12 protein-coding genes are annotated in these 17,722 nt (G+C 61.9%); 7 read left to right on the top strand and 5 right to left on the bottom strand.

Annotation, left to right across the window (positions count from 1 at the left end; genetic code table 11):
* The first annotated feature begins 262 nt into the window (after positions 1-262).
* From AC3IQ7_RS23355 to coaD, 4 genes are all read left to right on the top strand, one after another.
* Positions 263-1,777, top strand: coding sequence for a Do family serine endopeptidase (locus AC3IQ7_RS23355; protein WP_099379070.1), 1,515 nt, complete (start codon positions 263-265; stop codon positions 1,775-1,777).
* Between the two features lie 31 nt (positions 1,778-1,808).
* The gene (locus AC3IQ7_RS23350; protein ID WP_010400558.1) at positions 1,809-2,468 is read left to right on the top strand and encodes a response regulator; all 660 of its coding nucleotides are present in this window, start codon (positions 1,809-1,811) and stop codon (positions 2,466-2,468) included.
* Positions 2,469-2,470: 2 nt separating this feature from the next.
* Positions 2,471-3,805, top strand: coding sequence for an ATP-binding protein (locus AC3IQ7_RS23345; protein WP_099379071.1), 1,335 nt, complete (start codon positions 2,471-2,473; stop codon positions 3,803-3,805).
* A 94-nt stretch (positions 3,806-3,899) separates the two neighbouring features.
* Complete coding sequence (coaD, locus tag AC3IQ7_RS23340; protein ID WP_489207446.1) at positions 3,900-5,048, top strand: pantetheine-phosphate adenylyltransferase; 1,149 nt, start codon at positions 3,900-3,902, stop codon at positions 5,046-5,048.
* Positions 5,049-5,080: 32 nt separating this feature from the next.
* On the opposite strand, the gene AC3IQ7_RS23335 is transcribed toward coaD, so the two are convergent.
* The 3 genes from AC3IQ7_RS23335 to AC3IQ7_RS23325 all read right to left on the bottom strand — a co-directional run bounded on the left by AC3IQ7_RS23335 (position 5,081) and on the right by AC3IQ7_RS23325 (position 9,835).
* On the bottom strand, positions 5,081-6,331 hold the full coding sequence (locus AC3IQ7_RS23335; RefSeq protein ID WP_489207445.1) for a hypothetical protein: 1,251 nt from the start codon (positions 6,329-6,331) through the stop codon (positions 5,081-5,083).
* Between the two features lie 69 nt (positions 6,332-6,400).
* On the bottom strand, positions 6,401-7,309 hold the full coding sequence (locus AC3IQ7_RS23330) for a hypothetical protein (RefSeq protein WP_099379074.1): 909 nt from the start codon (positions 7,307-7,309) through the stop codon (positions 6,401-6,403).
* A 321-nt stretch (positions 7,310-7,630) separates the two neighbouring features.
* Positions 7,631-9,835: an OsmC domain/YcaO domain-containing protein gene (locus AC3IQ7_RS23325; RefSeq protein ID WP_489207444.1), complete on the bottom strand. Its 2,205-nt coding sequence runs from the start codon at positions 9,833-9,835 to the stop codon at positions 7,631-7,633.
* A 123-nt stretch (positions 9,836-9,958) separates the two neighbouring features.
* On the opposite strand from AC3IQ7_RS23325, the gene AC3IQ7_RS23320 reads away from it, so the two are divergent.
* Positions 9,959-10,531 carry a histidine phosphatase family protein gene (locus tag AC3IQ7_RS23320; protein WP_199534440.1) on the top strand — a complete coding sequence of 191 codons (573 nt, stop codon included), beginning with the start codon at positions 9,959-9,961 and terminating at the stop codon, positions 10,529-10,531.
* Between the two features lie 114 nt (positions 10,532-10,645).
* Positions 10,646-11,035 (top strand): GNAT family N-acetyltransferase, encoded by a 390-nt coding sequence (locus tag AC3IQ7_RS23315; RefSeq protein ID WP_199534441.1) that lies wholly within the window; start codon positions 10,646-10,648, stop codon positions 11,033-11,035.
* Positions 11,036-11,109: 74 nt separating this feature from the next.
* Here the strand turns inward: AC3IQ7_RS23315 and AC3IQ7_RS23310 are convergent, their stop codons facing one another.
* Both AC3IQ7_RS23310 and AC3IQ7_RS23305 read right to left on the bottom strand, forming a co-directional pair.
* On the bottom strand, positions 11,110-13,512 hold the full coding sequence (locus tag AC3IQ7_RS23310) for a TonB-dependent receptor plug domain-containing protein (protein WP_099379077.1): 2,403 nt from the start codon (positions 13,510-13,512) through the stop codon (positions 11,110-11,112).
* Positions 13,513-13,689: 177 nt separating this feature from the next.
* On the bottom strand, positions 13,690-14,475 hold the full coding sequence (locus AC3IQ7_RS23305; RefSeq protein ID WP_099379078.1) for a PhzF family phenazine biosynthesis protein: 786 nt from the start codon (positions 14,473-14,475) through the stop codon (positions 13,690-13,692).
* Between the two features lie 97 nt (positions 14,476-14,572).
* On the opposite strand from AC3IQ7_RS23305, the gene AC3IQ7_RS23300 reads away from it, so the two are divergent.
* Positions 14,573-17,713: an error-prone DNA polymerase gene (locus AC3IQ7_RS23300; RefSeq protein ID WP_489207443.1), complete on the top strand. Its 3,141-nt coding sequence runs from the start codon at positions 14,573-14,575 to the stop codon at positions 17,711-17,713.
* Positions 17,714-17,722: the final 9 nt, after the last annotated feature.

The raw sequence follows: 17,722 nt of genomic DNA, 5'->3' as shown, positions 1-17,722 counted from the left end.
CTGAGCTGACCCCGGCGCCCCTCGGGCGCCCAGGTAGGCTCTTTCCATGCAGTAAAATACTGGCCGGTTGATCCGGCCAGTGTCACGTCCGGAGCCCGTTCGGGTACTCCTTGATCGCCATGCAACCTGCGTGCGGCAGGCAAGATTAAACCCTGCTTAAAGGCGCAAATGCTTGTTTCCAAATGGAAAAATGTTAAGCACCGCCTAAGACTCGTGGCCCACTATTGCATACATCAAAATCTCATTGAATGAGGAGCAATTCATGGAACAGCAAACGAATACCGCATCCCTGAAAATCAAACGCACCGTAGCCGCGCTGGCCGCGATCGGTGTGCTGGGCGCCGGCGGCGCCATGGTGGTGCATCAGAACAATGCCGGCGCGAATGCCGCAGCGGCCGCCGCCGCAGCACCCGTGGCCGCCGCTGTCGCGCCTGCCGCGGCCTCGCCGCTGGTGGCCTTGCCCGACTTTAGCCAGATCGCCGCGCGCAACAGCCCCGCCGTGGTGAATATCAGCGTCACGGGCAGCACCAAGGTGGCCTATGACCCCTCGGCCCAGGCCGGCAATGACGACTTCGGCAACGACCCGTTCCTCGAATTTTTCCGCCGCTTCCAGGGACCGCAAGGCGGACAGCGCGGTGGCCGCGACGTACCGACGCATGGCCTTGGTTCCGGCTTCATCGTCAGCCCGGACGGCATCATCATGACGAATGCCCACGTGGTGCGCGATGCGCGCGAAGTGACCGTCAAGCTCAACGACCGCCGCGAATTCCGCGCCAAGGTGCTGGGCACGGATCCGAAGACCGATATTGCCGTATTGAAAATCGACGCCAACAACCTGCCCATCGTGCCGCTCGGCCATTCGAGCGACCTGAAAGTGGGCGAGTGGGTGCTGGCCATCGGCTCTCCTTATGGCTTCGACAGCACGGTGACGGCCGGCGTGGTCAGCGCCAAGGGCCGCTCCTTGCCGGACGACAGCAATGTGCCCTTCATCCAGACGGACGTGGCGGTGAACCCCGGCAATTCGGGCGGCCCGCTGTTCAACACGCGCGGCGAAGTGGTCGGCATCAATTCGCAGATCTACAGCCAGACGGGCGGCTTCCAGGGCTTGTCGTTCGCCATCCCCATTGACCTGGCCGGCCGCATCAAGGACCAGATCGTCGCCACGGGCAAGGCCAGCCATGCCAAGCTGGGCGTGACGGTGCAGGAAGTCAACCAGGGCTTTGCCGACTCGTTCAAGCTGGCCACGCCGGAAGGCGCGCTGGTGGCCAATGTGGAGCGGGGCAGCCCGGCTGACAAGGCGGGCTTGAAGTCGGGCGACGTGGTGCGCAAGGTCAATGGCCAGCGCATCATCGGCTCGGCGGACTTGCCGGCGCTGGTGGGCACGTCCTTGCCAGGCGACAAGATCAGCATGGATGTCTGGCGTGACGGCAAGATCGTCAGCCTGACGGCGACCCTGGGCAATGCGGCCGACAAGGTGGCCGAAGTGGCGAAGAGCGACAGCGCAGCCGGCAAGGTAAAGCTGGGCCTGGCCCTGCGTCCGTTACAATCGGATGAAAAACGCGAGGCGGGCATCAGCGCCGGCCTGCTGGTGGAAGACGCGGGCGGCGCCGCCGCGAATGCCGGAGTGCAGCCGGGCGACGTGCTATTGTCGGTCAATGGCCGTCCCGTCAACACGGTCGAGCAGGTGCGCGACGTGGTGGAAAAATCCGCCAAGTCGGTCGCCTTGCTGATCCAGCGCGGCCCCGACAAGATATTCATTCCAGTACGCCTGGGTTGAACACACGAGTAACGAGATAGAGAGGCAAACCATGCGCTTATTGCTGGTAGAAGACGACACGATGATCGGCGAGGTGGTGCTCGACTTGCTGCGCGCCGAGCATTACGCGGTGGACTGGGTCAAGGATGGCGACATGGCCGACACGGCCCTGCAGACGCAGACCTATGACCTGGTGCTGCTGGACCTGGGCTTGCCGCGCAAGGATGGCCTCGACGTGCTGCGCTCGATGCGTTTGCGCAAGCTGGACACGCCCGTGCTGGTGGCCACGGCGCGTGACGCCGTCGAGCAGCGCATCGCCGGCCTCGACGCGGGCGCCGACGATTACGTGCTGAAACCGTATGACCTCGACGAATTGCTGGCGCGCATACGTGCCCTGCTGCGGCGCGCCTCGGGGCGGCCGGAACCGATCTTCGAGCACCAGGGCGTGAGTATCAATCCGCTGACGCGCGAAGTGATCGCCGAGGGCCACCCCGTCAACCTGTCGGCGCGCGAATGGGCCGTGCTGGAAGCGCTGATCGCCCGTCCCGGCATCGTGCTGTCGCGCGCGCAGCTGGAAGAAAAGCTGTACAGCTGGAAGGATGAAGTCAACAGCAATGCCGTGGAAGTGTATATCCATGGCTTGCGTAAGAAGCTGGGCAGCGACTTGATCCAGAACGTGCGCGGCCTTGGTTACATGGTGCCCAAGGCATGAGGATGAAGGTCACGGTGACGCATTCGCTGCGCGGCCGCCTGCTGTGGTTTTTGCTGGCGGCCATCATCATGGCGGCGCTGGCGCAAGCGTCGATCGCCTACCGCAGCGCCCTGTACGACGCCGACCAGATTTTTGATTACCACATGCAGCAGATGGCCCTGTCGCTGCGTTCCGGCGCGCCGCTGGCCAACCATGCGCAAGCCTTGCCTGCCGACCCCGTCAACAACGACATGGTGGTGCAGGTGTGGACGCCGGACGGCGTGCAGGTGTTCCGTTCGATCACGCGCGCGGAACTGCCGCAGCGCGCCGTGCTGGGCTTTTCCAACGTGAAAGCCAACGGCACGACTTACCGCATCTTTTCCGTGCAAACCAGTTCCCAGACCGTGCAGATCGCCCAGGACATGGCCGTGCGCAAGCGCATGGCCGGCAGCCTGGCGCTGCGCACGGTCGGTCCCATCGCGCTGATGGCGCCTATCCTGATGCTGGTCGTCTGGTGGGTCGTCAGCGGTTCGCTGGCGCCCGTCTCGCGCGTGCGCAAGCAGGTGGCGGCGCGTCAGGCGGACGACCTGTCGCCCGTCTCGGAAGCGGGTTTGCCTGACGAAGTGCGCCCCCTGGTGCATGAATTGAATTTGCTGTTCGGGCGCGTGAAAACGGCGTTCGACGCGCAGCAGCACTTTGTTGCCGACGCCGCGCATGAATTGCGCACGCCGCTGGCTGCCCTGAAACTGCAGGTATTGAGCCTGGAACGGGCCGAATCGGAAGAAAAACGCAGCCTGGCGATTTCCCGCGTCAGCGCCGGCATCGAGCGGGCCACGCGCCTGGTCGAGCAGCTGCTGGTGCTGGCGCGCCAGGAAGCCAGTGCCGCCAGCGGCGACCAGCTGCAGGCGGTGGACTTGAACGATGTCGTCAAGCGGGCGCTGGGCGACATGGCCGGCATCGCGCAGGCGCGCAAGATCGACCTTGGCCTGCATCACATGGACCCGGCCAAGGTGGCGGGGCAGGCCGATGCGCTCAACATCATGCTGCGCAACCTGGTCGACAACGCCATCAAGTACACGCCGCAGGGCGGCACGGTCGATATCGACCTGCGCGCCAGCCCCGTCGGCGTGACCTTGTCGGTGGAAGACAGCGGCCCTGGCATCCCGCCCGAGGAGCGCGAGCGCGTCTTCAGCCGCTTCTACCGCGTGCCCGGCACGGACGCCAACGGCAGCGGCCTGGGGCTGGCCATCATCAAGGCCATCGCCGAGCGCCATGGCGCGCGCCTGGTGCTGGATAAATCCGAGCGCCTGGGCGGCCTGTGCGTGCGCGTGGAGTTCCCGCAAGCCGTGAAAAAATGACGTTTTGATCATGATCTTTGGCCTGTTGCATTGACGCGCGCGCCGCTGGCATATATTGTCTGCGCAATAAGCAATCAAGCAAACGGAGCGCAGCATGCAGAAGATCGGCTTTTCAGGAACCCTCGATCCCATCACCAACGGCCACATGTGGGTGATCGGCGAGGCGCGTTCGCTCGCCGACGAGGTGATCGTGTTCCTGTCGCAAAATCCCGCCAAGAAGCCGCAATTTCCCGCCGAAGACCGCAAGCGCATCATCGAACAGAGCGCGCGCGAGTGCGGCTGGGACAATGTGCAGGTGGTCATCGTCAAGGGCGACTACACGGCCCGCGCGGCGAAAAAGCATGGCTGCGACTACCTGATCCGCGGCATCCGCACGACGGCCGATTTCGACTATGAAAACCTGATCCAGCAAACGAATGTGGACGTGCTGCAGGGCGCCAAGACGATCTTCGTCATGCCGCCGCGCGACCTCGGTTCCGTCAGCTCCAGCTTCGTCAAGGCGCTGGAAGGGCCCGTGGGCTGGAACTGGACCATGAAGAAATTCGTCCCCGGTCCCGCCTACCAGGCGTGGATACTCGACTGCCTGCGCAAGGAGTGGGAAGCGCTGTGGAACTACGCCACCGCCTCGTCAGACGACATTGCGCTGGCGGATCACTGGTTCGCCCACCTGACGGGGCCGCAGGCGTATGGCGGCGCGGACCGCCACTATCACAACCTCGACCATCTGGTGCACGGCCTGTCCGAGATCCGCGTGTGGGCCGACAATACCTTTGCGCCCAAGCGCGACAGCGCGCTGGTCAAGAAGGCGTTCTGGTTCCACGACGCCGTCTACAGCCACGACGACGATGCCCTGTATTCCAGCGAAGAGGCGAGTGCCCAGTTGTGGCTGGCAAGCGGCCTTGATGCGGGCGATAACCTTGATGTGGCGCAATTGATACGCGCCACCGACCATTTCCAGGGGCCGGGCATCAGCCACGCGCTGAAAGACGCCATGCTCAGCGCCGACCTGGCCATCCTGGGGCAGGATGAAGAGGTGTATCTAGCCTACACGCAAGCCATCGTCCGCGAATACGCGCACGTCGACCCCGTGCGCTTCAACGAGCAGCGGGGCCTGGCCCTGCAGCACCTGTGCAGCAAGGCGCAGGCGGGCCAGCTGTTTGGCGATGCGTATTTCGCCGACCAATATAACGAGCGGGCGATCGAGAACATGCAGAAAGAGATCGCGGCGCTGGCCGGCGCCTGAGCCGATGCGCGCGTGGTGGCCGCTGCCCGCCTCTATTGTATGGACTGCTTCACCGCATGCTGTACCTGCAGCAGCATCCAGTCGCACTCGAAGCGCAGTTCCGCCGTCTTGCCGTTGATGGGTCCCCATAAACTGCGCCTGAGCCGCAGCCCCAGGGCTGCCAGTTCGACGGCGAAGGCGGGGCAGGACTTCGATAGTTGCTGGAATGCCAGGCCATTCTTTTCCGAACCATGATTTTCCAGATCGGCGGGCTTGCAATGCACGCCTTCCTGGAAGACCGATAGCAGTTCCGTGGAACCCGCATACGAGGTGAATATCTGCTGCATCAGGGCAGATTTTCCGATCAGGTTATAGCTGGATTGGAACAGTCCCGCCTCCGCCGTGTTTGCCGCCGTATTATGGGCATCCTTGTCGCGGCCTTCGCAATAGCGGCCCGAACTTTCGCGCATGCCCAGGCCCGTCAGGAGGACATACAGATGCCGCAGCGTATCGGCGCCATCCTTGTCATTCTGCATGCCCAAGGCCGCGAATTGCCCGCCATACCAGTCCAGCGCATCGTTGTCGTCGTTGCCATGCGTGGCTGCGGCCATTCTCACGGCAGTGGCATCGTTTTCTAGCCAGTTGTGGTACGCCTTGGCAAATGCCAGGGCCATGCCCTTGATGTAGCCTGCCGGCGCGACGCCGCGGCCGGGCCAGTCGTAACGCGCCAGTTCGGAATGGGCGGCAATTTCCAGTATGGTTTCCTGCAGCTGGGCCGGTACTTGGGCGGGCAAATGCGCTGGCAGCGGCAAGGCCGATACCGTCAGCGGGACGGCGGCGATGTCCGGACCGCTGGGCCGCAGGAAATACTCGGTGGGCGTTTTGCCATTGCCTGAGGCATGGCGTATATGGGTCTGCGCCTGCTGGTTGTCGGCGATGCGCATGGCATCGGCGTCGAGGCGTTCCGCCACGAGGTAGATGTGGTCGGCGCCAGGCGGACTCTTGAGGTCATACGTGACGCCGACGTCGCCGGCCTGCTGCTCGCCTACGCCGATGCGCTGCCAGCGGCGCGATTGGCCGCCGCTGCCGCCAAGGCGTTGCGCCAGATGCCCTGCGCCCAAGGTGAGGGGAATATCCACGCCGACGGAGATCAGCAGTGCGCTCAATGTTGCCGCGCAGCCATTGAGCAATGGCGGTTGCGCATCGTCCAGATCAAGCGCCACGGCCGCGCGCTGCTGGGCTGCGTGCAGCCGTGCATCGCTATTGGCCGCTGCGATGATCTGGTCGATCAGTTGCTTATCCATGGGTATGCTCCGTTTCTCATCGCAATCTGGGTTGGTCATCGCAATCGGGTGAAAGTTCGCAGCAAGTGATTATTCCGCCTTGGGTTTGCCGATCAGGACGCAGGAGTCGATTTCGTCCAGGGCAAGCTCGCCCAAAGCCGTAATTTGGGCCAATTGAGCGATGCGAACGGCTTCACTCCTCTCGTTCGCCGCAGCCAGCGCGGCAAGCTGGGCTGCCTTGCTCGGCTCTTTGATTTCTCTGGCCTGTATCTGACGCGACTGTTTCTGCAGGAGCTGAAGCGCCTGTTCCTGCTGGAGCAGGGCGGCCGAGAGAGTATTTCCTGTACTGTTGACTAAAATGTTGTTGCTGGCATAGCGGTCGCGCAGGTCGATGACTTGCTTGATGCTTACTTCTTGCGGCTTGAGCACTTGCAGCGATGCACGCAGTTCTGCCAGCACCGAGAGCCAGGCGACATTGAGCGAAGAAGTGGTTTGTTGTTCGATGCTGTCGGGCCAGGCGATCACGCTTGCGACAGGACGCTTGCGCTGCTCATAGTTCGACAGGACGACGCTCAGGCAGGCCACCTTGTCGGCCGCCTTGGCGTAGAGCGTCGATTGCTGGTCCAGTGAGTAGCGCGAAGCGACCAGGCCGGCGCCACCGCCGATGACGGCACCCAGTGCCGCTGTCGGCAGCGATTTGAGCAGGCCGCCCGCGGTTCCGATGGCGCCGCCCGTCAAAGCCCAGTCGCTCTGGTTGTAGATGGCGCGCTGGCTATCCTCGGCCAGCTTCAAATACCAGAATCTTTGTTTGAGCAATAATATCTTGCTCTCTGCCAGCGTGGCGGGAGCGCCAAACAAGGTATTGCTCTGCACGCTCTCGGTCAGCGCATTGCTTTCCGCGTTGCTGGGCATGCGAAAGATCGGATAGGCATTGGGCGGTGCAAAGCCGCATCCACTCAATAGCAGCGCCAATAATGGCAGCGCAGGAAATGCTTTCATTTCGCTCCTCCTTGCATGGCATACATGCAATTACCGAAGGGAAATGTACGTGCAATCCCAAGCAACGACAAGTTAATTATTTTTTTGTCATGGCGCTATTTTCATGCGGGGAAGGTGTAGAAACGCGTGCGCAGGTGTGTTGCTGAGGCTGCTTCTTGCGCACGTCGTTCCTGAAAACAGCGTCAGGTTTCACATTGACAGTGACCGTGCGACCGCCGCATGCGCCAGCGCATCGTCCAGCCAGTCGTTGCCCTAGAATAATTTCCCATGGCTGATGCAATTGGGGGCGCCGAACAGGTTCAGCGCTTGTGCCTGCTCAGTTTAGCTGCTTGTGGCCGCCGCCTTGGCGCGCGCCGCATGCAACTTCTTGAAGCTGTCGATCAGGCGCTGGTGCCTGTCGAGGCCTTCCAGTTGCATGCTGGTCGGGGTCAGGCCGAAGAAGCGCACGCTGCCGTCCACCGAGCCCAGCACCGCGTCCATGCGTTCGTTGCCAAACATGCGGCGGAAATTGACGACGTAATCGTCCAGCTCCAGTTCGTCGTCGAGTTCCACTTCCAGCACCACGTTCATGGCTTGATAGAACAGTTTGCGCTCGAGCGTGTTGTCGTTGTACTGCAGGAAGGTTTCCACCAGCTCTTTCGCTTCTTCGAATTGCTGCAGGGCGAGATGAATCAGCAGCTTCAATTCAAGGGTCGTCAGCTGGCCCCACACGGTATTTTCGTCAAATTCGATGCCGATCAGGGTGGCGATGTCGCCGTACTCGTCGAGCTCGCTGTTTTCCAGGCGCTCGAGCAGGTCTTCCAGGCTGGCATCGTCCAGGCCGTGCAAGTTCAGGATGTCGGCGCGGAACAGCAGCGCCTTGTTGGTGTTGTCCCAGATCAAATCTTCGACCGGATACACTTCCGAATAGCCGGGCACGAGGATGCGGCAGGCGGTGGCGCCCAGCTGGTCGTACTCGGCCGTGTAGACTTCCTTGCCCATGCCGGCGAGGATGCCGAACAGGGTGGCCGCTTCCTCGGCATTCGAGTTCTCGCCGTGGCCGGAAAAATCCCACTCGACAAAATCGTAATCTGCCTTCGCGCTGAAGAAGCGCCACGAGACGATGCCGCTCGAATCGATGAAGTGTTCGACAAAGTTGTTTGGCTCGGTGACGGCTTCGCTGGCAAACGTCGGCTGCGGCAAGTCGTTCAAGCCTTCAAAACTGCGGCCCTGCAGCAATTCCGTCAGGCTGCGTTCGAGCGCCACTTCCAGGCTCGGGTGTGCGCCGAACGAGGCAAACACGCCGCCTGTGCGCGGGTTCATCAGGGTGACGCACATCACCGGGTACACGCCGCCCAGCGACGCATCTTTCACCAGCACGGGGAAACCCTGTTCTTCCAGGCCGGCGATGCCGGCCACAATGCCCGGATACTTCGCCAGCACGTCCTGCGGCACGTCGGGCAGGGCGATTTCGCCTTCGAGGATTTCGCGCTTGACGGCCCGCTCGAAAATTTCCGACAGACATTGCACTTGCGCTTCAACCAGGGTATTGCCGGCGCTCATGCCATTGCTGACGTACAGGTTTTCAATCAGGTTCGACGGGAAATACACGACCTCGCCATCGGAGTGGCGCACATACGGCAGCGAGCAGATGCCGCGCTCGGCATTGCCGGAGTTGGTGTCGATCAGGTGCGAGCCGCGCAGCTCGCCATCGGGGTTGTAGATGTCGAGGCAGTAGGCGTCGAGAATCTCTTTCGGCAGCGCATCCTTGCGGCCCGGCTTGAACCAGCGCTCGTTCGGGTAATGGACAAATGCCGCGTTGGCGATGTCGTTACCCCAGAAAGATCCGGCGTAGAAATGGTTGTTGCTGAGGCGCTCGATATACTCGCCCAGGGCCGACGCCAGCGCGCTTTCCTTGGTCGCGCCCTTGCCGTTGGTGAAACACATGGGCGAATGCGCGTCGCGGATATGCAGCGACCATACATTCGGAATGATGTTGCGCCACGAGGCGATTTCAATCTTGATGCCGAGGCCCGCCAGCAGGCCAGACATATTGGCGATGGTCTGTTCCAGCGGCAAGTCCTTGCCCACAATATAGGTGCTGGCTTCGCCGGCCGGATTGAGCATCAGCAAGGATTGCGCATCGGCATCCAGATTCGCGACTTCTTCAATGACGAACTCGGGCCCCGCTTGCACCACTTTTTTCACCGTGCAACGGTCGATCGAGCGCAGGATGCCCTGGCGGTCCTTGGCCGAGATATCGGCCGGCAACTCGACCTGGATCTTGAAAATCTGCTGATAGCGGTTTTCAGGATCGACAATATTGTTTTGCGATAAACGGATATTTTCCGTGGAAATATTGCGCGTATCGCAATACAACTTCACGAAGTAGGCCGCGCACAGGGCCGACGATGCCAAAAAGTAATCGAACGGGCCGGGGGCCGAACCATCGCCCTTGTAGCGGATAGGCTGGTCGGCGATGACCGTAAAATCGTCGAACTTGGCTTCGAGACGCAGCTTGTCGAGAAAGTTGACTTTAATTTCCATGGTAATCCAATATGTGCATAAGTAAGTTAGCCGCTATTATCCGTTCTTTCTGCCGCAGGGCAAAGATTGTTCACCGCGGCCGTGCTGGCTGGAAGCGGCCGGGGCAATGAGGCAGGCTGATAAATGGGCGAGGCGATTCAACTGAACATGCGAATAACACTGATGCGTCACGGCGAGCCCCGACTCGCCAAGGGGCGCTGGATAGCGCCCATGCAAATGGGACAGTGGATTGATCGCTACAATCAATCCGTCATTGAAGACAATGACATCCCTGCGGAATGCCCTTTGGCAGCGCTTTCCGCGTCAACCATCGTGGCAAGCACGGCACCCAGGGCATGCTCCTCGGCCAGGGCATTGGGCGAATTGCCGTTCATGCAAGAGGCGATTTTTATTGAGGCCGGGCTTCCCTTTGCCCTCTGGAAAGCGCCCTGGTTGCCGTCTCAAGTCTGGGCAGTGATTTTTCGCCTGCTCTGGTTGTTCGGTTATGCGCGCGGTGCGGACTCGCTAGCGATAACCCGGCGGCGCGCCAGGGCTGCCGCAGAGCGGCTTGTCGCGCTTGCCGCCAATGGGCCTGTGCTGCTGGTCGGACATGGCATCATGAATCGTTTGATCGGCAAAGAGCTGCAGGCATTGGGGTGGCTTGCCCGCAACAGGCAAGGCAGCCGCTACTGGAGCATGGGAGTGTATGAGTTATGAAACTGGTGGGACGTGGATCGATACAATAGATGTTGATGTTGTCGAAACGCTTGGACCTTCCCATTGCGAAGGTCAGCGCCATCCATAAAGAAGGCCGTGCCGATGCAAATTTCCATGAATGATGTGATTACCGAGCAAGAAGTGATAGCCATCTACAAGGCCAATCACTGGTCATCCGCAGAAAAGCCCAAGGAGCTGATGGCCGCATTGCGCAATTCCCACAGCCTGGTGACGGCCCGCGCAGATGGCAAATTGATTGGCATCGGCAATGCCATTTCCGATGGCTATCTGGTGGTCTACTTCCCGCATATGCTCGTCGATCCCATGGCGCAAGGCCAGGGCGTCGGCAGAAGGATGATGGCGGCAATGCTGGAAAAATATTCGGGGTTTCACCAGCAAATGCTGACAGCGGACGGCAAGGCCATCGCGTTCTATGAATCTGTGGGCTTCGTGCGGGCAGGGAAAACAGAACCGATGTGGATCTATGCGGGCGATGAGCATTGAATTGCGTATGCCGATATAACAACAGCGGCTGTCCATGCTGGCGCAGCCGCTGTTTTCTTATACGGACACGGTGATCAGAACTTCACCCACAGCCGTCCGAAATACGAAGCGCCGTTCAGGCCGAACTGCACGCTGTCGTATTTGAAGCCGTTATCCGTTTCATCCGCGTTTTGCGTGGTCGGCTTGACGTTGAAGATGTTGTTGCCGCCAAAAGTGAGCTTGGTATTTTTGCTGATGCTGTAGGTGAAGCTCAGGTCGGCCGAGGTCTTGGCCGCATAGCGGGCGTTCGGTACGCCTTCGGCCGTGCCGCTGAAGGTGCCCAGGGTTTGTGGACCAAAATAGATGATGCGCAGGTCGGACTCCAGCTTGCCCGTGATGTAGTCGAAGCCCAGAGTGGCTTTCGCGCGCGGGCCGCCCTGCTCGATGAACAGGCGTTCGCGCTCGGACAGCAGGACATCCTCGAAGCCCGTCAGCGAGGCGGGCGTCTTGACTTTCGTCACTTCCGTTTTGCTCAAATTCAAGGCCAGGAAGGTGTTCAGGCGGTTGCCGGCCAATTCTCCCTTGTGCGAGGCCGTCAGGTCCAGCCCGCGCGTGCGCGTGTCGATGGAGTTGACGAAGAATTGCGCCTCGCCCACACCCAGCAGGGCCAAGCGCGCGGCCAGGTCCGGGTAGTTGTCCGCGTTGAAGCGGCCCGACAGCACGATGCGGTCCTTGATCTTGATGTTGTACAGGTCGGCTGTGACGGAAATGGCTTGCGTCGGCGTCCAGGTGGTGCCCAAGGTAAAACTGGTGGATTTTTCCTCTTTCAACTTCGGAATACCGGCCGCGTTGGCGACGGCGCCGCCGTTCGGCGCCAGCACCACGTCGGTGGGTACGCCGCCGATGAAGTCGGTGAAGGTGGACGAGAAATACACTTGTTGCAACGATGGCGCGCGGAAACCCGTGCTGGCCGAGCCGCGCAGCAGCACGTTCGGCGCCACTTTATAGCTGGCGGCCAGCTTGCCCGTCACGGTGGAGCCAAAGTCGCTGAATTTTTCATAGCGCAGGGCGGCCTGGGTCTTCAGGCGCTCCGTCCAGTCCAGTTCCACGTCGCCATACGCGGCGATGCTGTGGCGTTTGGCCTTGGTGGCGTCGCCGGGCTGGAAGCCGGGAAAGCCCTGGCTGCCCGCATTGCCGCCCACGCCCACGCCGTCGGCGTCGCTGTAGGAGCCCGGTTCGCCGGCCATGATCTTGTATTCCTCGCTGCGGTATTCGGCGCCGAAAGCCACGTTCATGCCGCGCATCACTGTGTCGTAGTAACGGCTGAAGTCGGCGTTGCTGGTCAGCTGCTGGAACGAGAAGCCGCCCGCGTCATAGCTGCTGGCGCTGATGCCCTTGCCGCCGTTCATCAGGTCGAGATTGGCGATCGAGGCGTTCAAGGTATGGCTGATGTCATAGCGCATCTTGTTGTAGCCATAGGTTTGCGAAAAGTCCGCATGCCATTCGCCGATCTGGCTGCGGTGGCCGATGGTGGCGTACTGGTCGTCGATCTTGCCGTTAATGAAAGGCACGAAACCGTCCGGATACATGGCGGCCGAATTGCGCGATGGAATGTCGTCGCTGCCGATGCCGCCCCGGCCAAATGCGGCGCTGGACGCGTCGCGCGTCTGCGCGCCGGCCGTGAAGTACAGCTTGCCCGTGCCGCTGGTGGCGTAGTCGCCATTCACGTACAGGGTCTTGTTTTTGGACTTGGTGTCGCCGATGATGCGCATGCTGTCCGCATCGGCCCGGTTCGAGCGGCCCCGGTCCAGGTATTCGCCCGTGATGGCCAGGGTGCCCTTGTCGCCCAGCGCGATGCCGCAATAGGCGGAGGTCATGTAATTCTTGCCGTCGCCTTCGGAATACTGGCTGTAGCCTGCCACGGCTTCGCAGCCCAGGCTTTTCTTCAGTTCGATGTCGATCACGCCGGCAATGGCGTCCGAGCCGTACTGGGCGGCGGCGCCGTCGCGCAGCACTTGCACGTTCTTGATCGCCAACAAGGGAATCGCATTCATGTCCGTGCCCGTGTTGCCGCGGTTGCGCGCGCCGAACAGGTTGACCAGGGCTGTCGTGTGGCGCCGCTTGCCGTTCACCAGCACCAGGGTCTGGTCGGAGCCGAGGCCGCGCAGGGCGGCCGAATCGATCAGGTCGGCCCCGTCGGCGCCCGTCTGGCGCGTGGAGTTGAACGAGGGCGAGATGTATTGCAGCGATTGCGCCAGGTCAAACTGGCCGCCTTGTTCGGCCACCTTGGAAATGGGAATGATATCGACCGGCACCATGGTATCGGTGGCGGAACTGGCAACCCGGCGCGAGCCGACCACGCTGACCGTTTGCACGGGGCCGTCCGTGGCGGCCGCTTCCGTGTTCTGGGCCATGGCGGCGGGACTGAAAACGGCCAGGGCGGCGCTGCCGTACAGGCTGATAAGGACTGCTTTACGCAAGGTGGTGAGGGTCGGCACGCAGTATCTCCAAGTGGCTGATGAGCAAGATTCGTGACTTGATTCTAGTGCCATCATTTCAGCATTCACCAGCGATACTTTGTTTTGTTATTACAAATTTGCTGTAACTGTTGTTTCCTGGTTGATTATCTTTTCGTCGCTGCCTGGCTTGCCTTGCGCTGGTGCGGCATGCCCCATTCAGGTGCTGCGTTGCACCATGCCGCCCACCCGGATGGCCTGCGCGCTGTACTGCACCTGGATCAAACACGGCTGCTGCGTCACGTGGCCCTGATGCAGGCTCAGCGACTGTTGCCAATGCGCTGCCAGCGCGCCCGCCGCCACACCCGTAGCGCTGTCTTCCAGCGCCGGATCGAGGTGGTTGAAGTTGCGCCCTTCGTACTCGTGCTCGCCCGTGCGGCAATACGCATAGCAGCCGTTGACCTTGTGCAAGGCGCTCCAGTCGGCGATCAGTTCCAGGTTCGGCCGCAGCGCGCGCAGGATGGTGCGGTCGGCCACTTCCAGCAGCAGCTTCGGACTGCCGACAGAGGCGATGACGGGCGGCGACAGCAAGTGCATGTGTTGGCCCATGAGTTCGGACGGCACATATTTTTCCAGCATGACGGCAGGCGCCGGCTGCGGCGCCAGGCTGATGAATAGACCGGCGGCGTTGCACTCTAGCTGCAAGGCTTGCCCGCGCATGGCCGTGCTTACCGTCAGGGTTGCCGGGGCGCCAGGCGCCGTCAGCAGCACATGCGCGGCGGCCAGGGTGGCATGCAGGCACAGGGGACTGCGCGTGTGCGGATAAAAATAGTCAAGCACGATGCCGCCGTCCGCTTGCCGGTCGAGGAAGACGCAGGCACTCACATTGCGCTCGCGGGCGAATTGCTGGCGCGCCGTTTCGCTGCTGTCGTCGTTCTCCACGACCAGCGCCGCATTGCCGCCACCGGGTGCGGCGCCGAAACATTTTAATAAGTGGACGATCATGGCGGATGATGTGCAAGGTAAAACATCAGCATAAACGATAAGCCCGATTCCAGATAAGTATAATATACTGTGTTTATATACAGTATTGAGGTAGATCATGTGGGGCGCAGTCTTACCCGAGTATGCTGAGTTGTACTGCCTGAGCAATTTCAGCTTCCTGCATGGGGCCTCGCATGCGGAAGAGCTGGTGGCGCGCGCCGTCCAGCTCGGGTACAAGGGGCTGGCCATCACGGACGAGTGCTCGCTGGCCGGTGTCGTGCGCGCCCATGCGACGGCCAAGCGGGTTGGTTTCCCCTTGATTATCGGCGCGCATTTTCACTTGACGCAGGCCGACGGCAGTCCGGCCCTGTCCTTGCTGGCGCTGGTGCAGAACCGCGATGGCTATGGCAATTTGTCGGAACTGATCACCATGGCGCGCACGCGGGCGGCCAAGGGCAGCTATTTGCTGACGCCTGATGATTTCGCCGCGCCTTCGGCGGAGTTTGCCCATTTGCAGGGCTTGCCCGGCTGCCTGATGATCTTGCTGCCCAGCTACCCGGCCCAGTCCGGGACGCTGCGCGCACAGGGAGCGTGGATGGCGTCCACCTTTGGCGGCGAGCGCAGCTGGATCGGCCTGAACCTGCTGCAGCGGGCGCAGGATGACGCACACCGCAGCGCCGTGCAGGCGGCGGCGCAGGCGCTGGGCTTGTCCGTGGTGGCTGTGGGCCATGTGTGCATGCACGTGCGTTCGCGCAAGCCCCTGCTCGACACCCTGTGCGCGATACGCGTGGGCAAGCCCGTGGGCGAGTGCGGCTATGCGCTGGCGCAAAATGCGGAGCAGCATCTGCGCGCGCGCCTGCGCCTTGCCAATGTGTATCCGCCGCAGGCGCTTGCGGAAACCTTGCGCATCGCCAAGAAGTGTACATTTTCCCTCGACAGCCTGTGCTATGACTATCCAGTCGAGCTGGTACCGCACGGCCACACGCCGGCGACCTATCTGCGCGAAGAGACGTATGCGGGGGCGCGCAGCCGCTTTCCGCTGGGTATTCCGGCCAACGTGCAGGAGCAGATCGAGCAGGAGCTGGAACTGATCGCCGAGCTGTCGTATGAAGCATACTTTTTGACCGTGTACGACATCGTGCGCTTTGCCCGCTCACAAAACATCCTGTGCCAGGGCAGGGGCTCGGCCGCCAATTCGGCCGTCTGTTATTGCCTGCACATCACGGAAGTGGACCCGGCGCGCGGCAACTCGCTGGTCGGACGCTTCATGTCGCGCGAACGCAACGAGCCACCCGACATCGACGTCGACTTCGAGCACCAGCGGCGCGAAGAAGTGATTCAATATATCTACGGAAAATATGGCCGCGAACGAGCCGCTCTGGCAGCCGTGGTGATCAGCTACCGGCCGAAAAGCGCCTTGCGCGACAGCGGCCGGGCGCTGGGGATCGACCTGGCCATCGTGGAAAAAGTGGCCAAGGCGCATCGCTGGTTCGATGGCAAGCGCGATCTGCTGGAGCGCCTGGCCGAATGCGGGCTCGACCCGGAGGCGGAATTGTCGCAGCAGTGGGCCGGCCTGGCGCAGCAGTTGCTGGGTTTTCCCCGCCATCTGTCGCAGCATCCGGGCGGCTTTGTGATTGCGCAAGGAAAATTGTCGCGACTGGTGCCGATTGAAAACGCCAGCATGGCCGAGCGCAGCGTCATCGAGTGGGACAAGAATGACCTCGAGGAGCTGGGCTTGATGAAGGTTGATGTGCTGGCGCTGGGCATGTTGTCGGCCCTGCGCCGCGCGCTGGAACTGGTGAGTGCGCGGCGCGGCGAGGAATTTCGCCTGCAGGATATCCCTGCCGAAGACCCCGCCACCTACGACATGATGTGCGAGGCCGACACCATCGGCGTGTTCCAGATCGAGTCGCGCGCCCAGATGAGCATGCTGCCCCGTCTGCGCCCCCGTGAATTCTACGACCTCGTCATCGAGGTGGCGCTGGTGCGTCCCGGCCCCATCCAGGGCGGCATGGTGCATCCGTATCTGCAGCGGCGCCAGCAGAAAGAACCTGTCGACTATCCGAAGGGCCTGGAAAAGGCGCTGGGACGTACCCTGGGCATTCCGATTTTCCAGGAGCAGGTGATGCAGGTGGCCATCATCGCGGCCGATTTCAGTCCCGGCGAGGCCGATGAGCTGAGGCGCGCCATGGCGGCCTGGAAACGCAAGGGCGGCATGAACAATTACAAGAAACGTATCGTTGAAACGATGGTCAAAAATGATTATGACCGGGAGTTCGCGGAGGCCATCTTCAGCCAGATTGAGGGCTTTGGCGAATATGGTTTTCCCGAGTCGCACGCGGCCAGTTTCGCGCTGCTGACGTACGCCAGTTCCTGGCTGAAATGCCACGAGCCGGCCGCCTTTCTGTGCGCCTTGCTCAACAGCCAGCCCATGGGCTTTTACAGCCCCTCGCAACTGGTGCAGGATGCGCGCCGGCATGGCGTACACGTGCTGCCCGTCGACGTGTCCATCAGCGGCTGGGAAGCGGTATTGGAAGAAGGCAAGGGAGCGGCGCCCGCCGTGCGCCTGGGCTTGAACAGTCTGTTCGGCATGCGCGCCGAGGCGGCCCTGCGCATCGAGGATGCGCGCGCCATCACCGCCTTTGTCGACGTGGCCGACCTGGCGCGGCGTGGCGGCCTGGACCGTCATGACTTACAGGTGTTGGCTGCTGGCAACGCCCTGCACGCGCTGGCTGGCCACCGGCGCGAGGCGCTATGGCAGGCGGCCGGCGCCGTGCCTGACAAGGATTTGCTGCGCGTCACCACGCAAGAGGAAGACTTGCCCGTACTGGCCGCACCGACGGAAGGCGAGAGCATCGTCAGCGACTATCGTGCGCAAGGCCTGACCCTGGGCCGCCACCCGCTGGCGCTGCTGCGCAGGCAATTGCTGGAACAGCGTTTCCTGCCCGCGTCCGCGCTGGCCAGCTACACGGATGGCCAACTGGCGCGCGCCTGCGGCATCGTCACCGTGCGCCAGCGTCCGGGCACGGCCAAGGGCGTGATCTTCATGACCCTGGAAGACGAGACGGGCACCGTCAACGTCATCGTCTGGCCCGACCTGGTGGAAAGCCAGCGACGCGAAGTACTGAGCGCGCCGCTGCTGGGCGTGTACGGCGTGTGGCAGCGCGAAGGCATCGTGCGCAATCTGGTGGCCAAGCGCCTGGTCGACATGTCGCATTTGCTGGGGCGCTTGCGCACCAGCAGCCGGGATTTCTGTTGATGCTTGTCA

It is taken from the genome of Janthinobacterium sp. GL_088, assembly GCF_057837845.1.
Note: the sequence above shows the minus strand (reverse complement) of the source record. Positions and strands in the feature narration are given on the sequence as shown.

Coding starts and splice junctions, on each gene's coding strand:
- AC3IQ7_RS23355 (WP_099379070.1), top strand. CDS start 263: ATGGAACAGCAAACGAATACCGCATCCCTGAAAATCAAACGCACCGTA.
- AC3IQ7_RS23350 (WP_010400558.1), top strand. CDS start 1,809: ATGCGCTTATTGCTGGTAGAAGACGACACGATGATCGGCGAGGTGGTG.
- AC3IQ7_RS23345 (WP_099379071.1), top strand. CDS start 2,471: ATGAAGGTCACGGTGACGCATTCGCTGCGCGGCCGCCTGCTGTGGTTT.
- coaD (WP_489207446.1), top strand. CDS start 3,900: ATGCAGAAGATCGGCTTTTCAGGAACCCTCGATCCCATCACCAACGGC.
- AC3IQ7_RS23335 (WP_489207445.1), bottom strand. CDS start 6,331: ATGGATAAGCAACTGATCGACCAGATCATCGCAGCGGCCAATAGCGAT.
- AC3IQ7_RS23330 (WP_099379074.1), bottom strand. CDS start 7,309: ATGAAAGCATTTCCTGCGCTGCCATTATTGGCGCTGCTATTGAGTGGA.
- AC3IQ7_RS23325 (WP_489207444.1), bottom strand. CDS start 9,835: ATGGAAATTAAAGTCAACTTTCTCGACAAGCTGCGTCTCGAAGCCAAG.
- AC3IQ7_RS23320 (WP_199534440.1), top strand. CDS start 9,959: ATGGGCGAGGCGATTCAACTGAACATGCGAATAACACTGATGCGTCAC.
- AC3IQ7_RS23315 (WP_199534441.1), top strand. CDS start 10,646: ATGAATGATGTGATTACCGAGCAAGAAGTGATAGCCATCTACAAGGCC.
- AC3IQ7_RS23305 (WP_099379078.1), bottom strand. CDS start 14,475: ATGATCGTCCACTTATTAAAATGTTTCGGCGCCGCACCCGGTGGCGGC.
- AC3IQ7_RS23300 (WP_489207443.1), top strand. CDS start 14,573: ATGTGGGGCGCAGTCTTACCCGAGTATGCTGAGTTGTACTGCCTGAGC.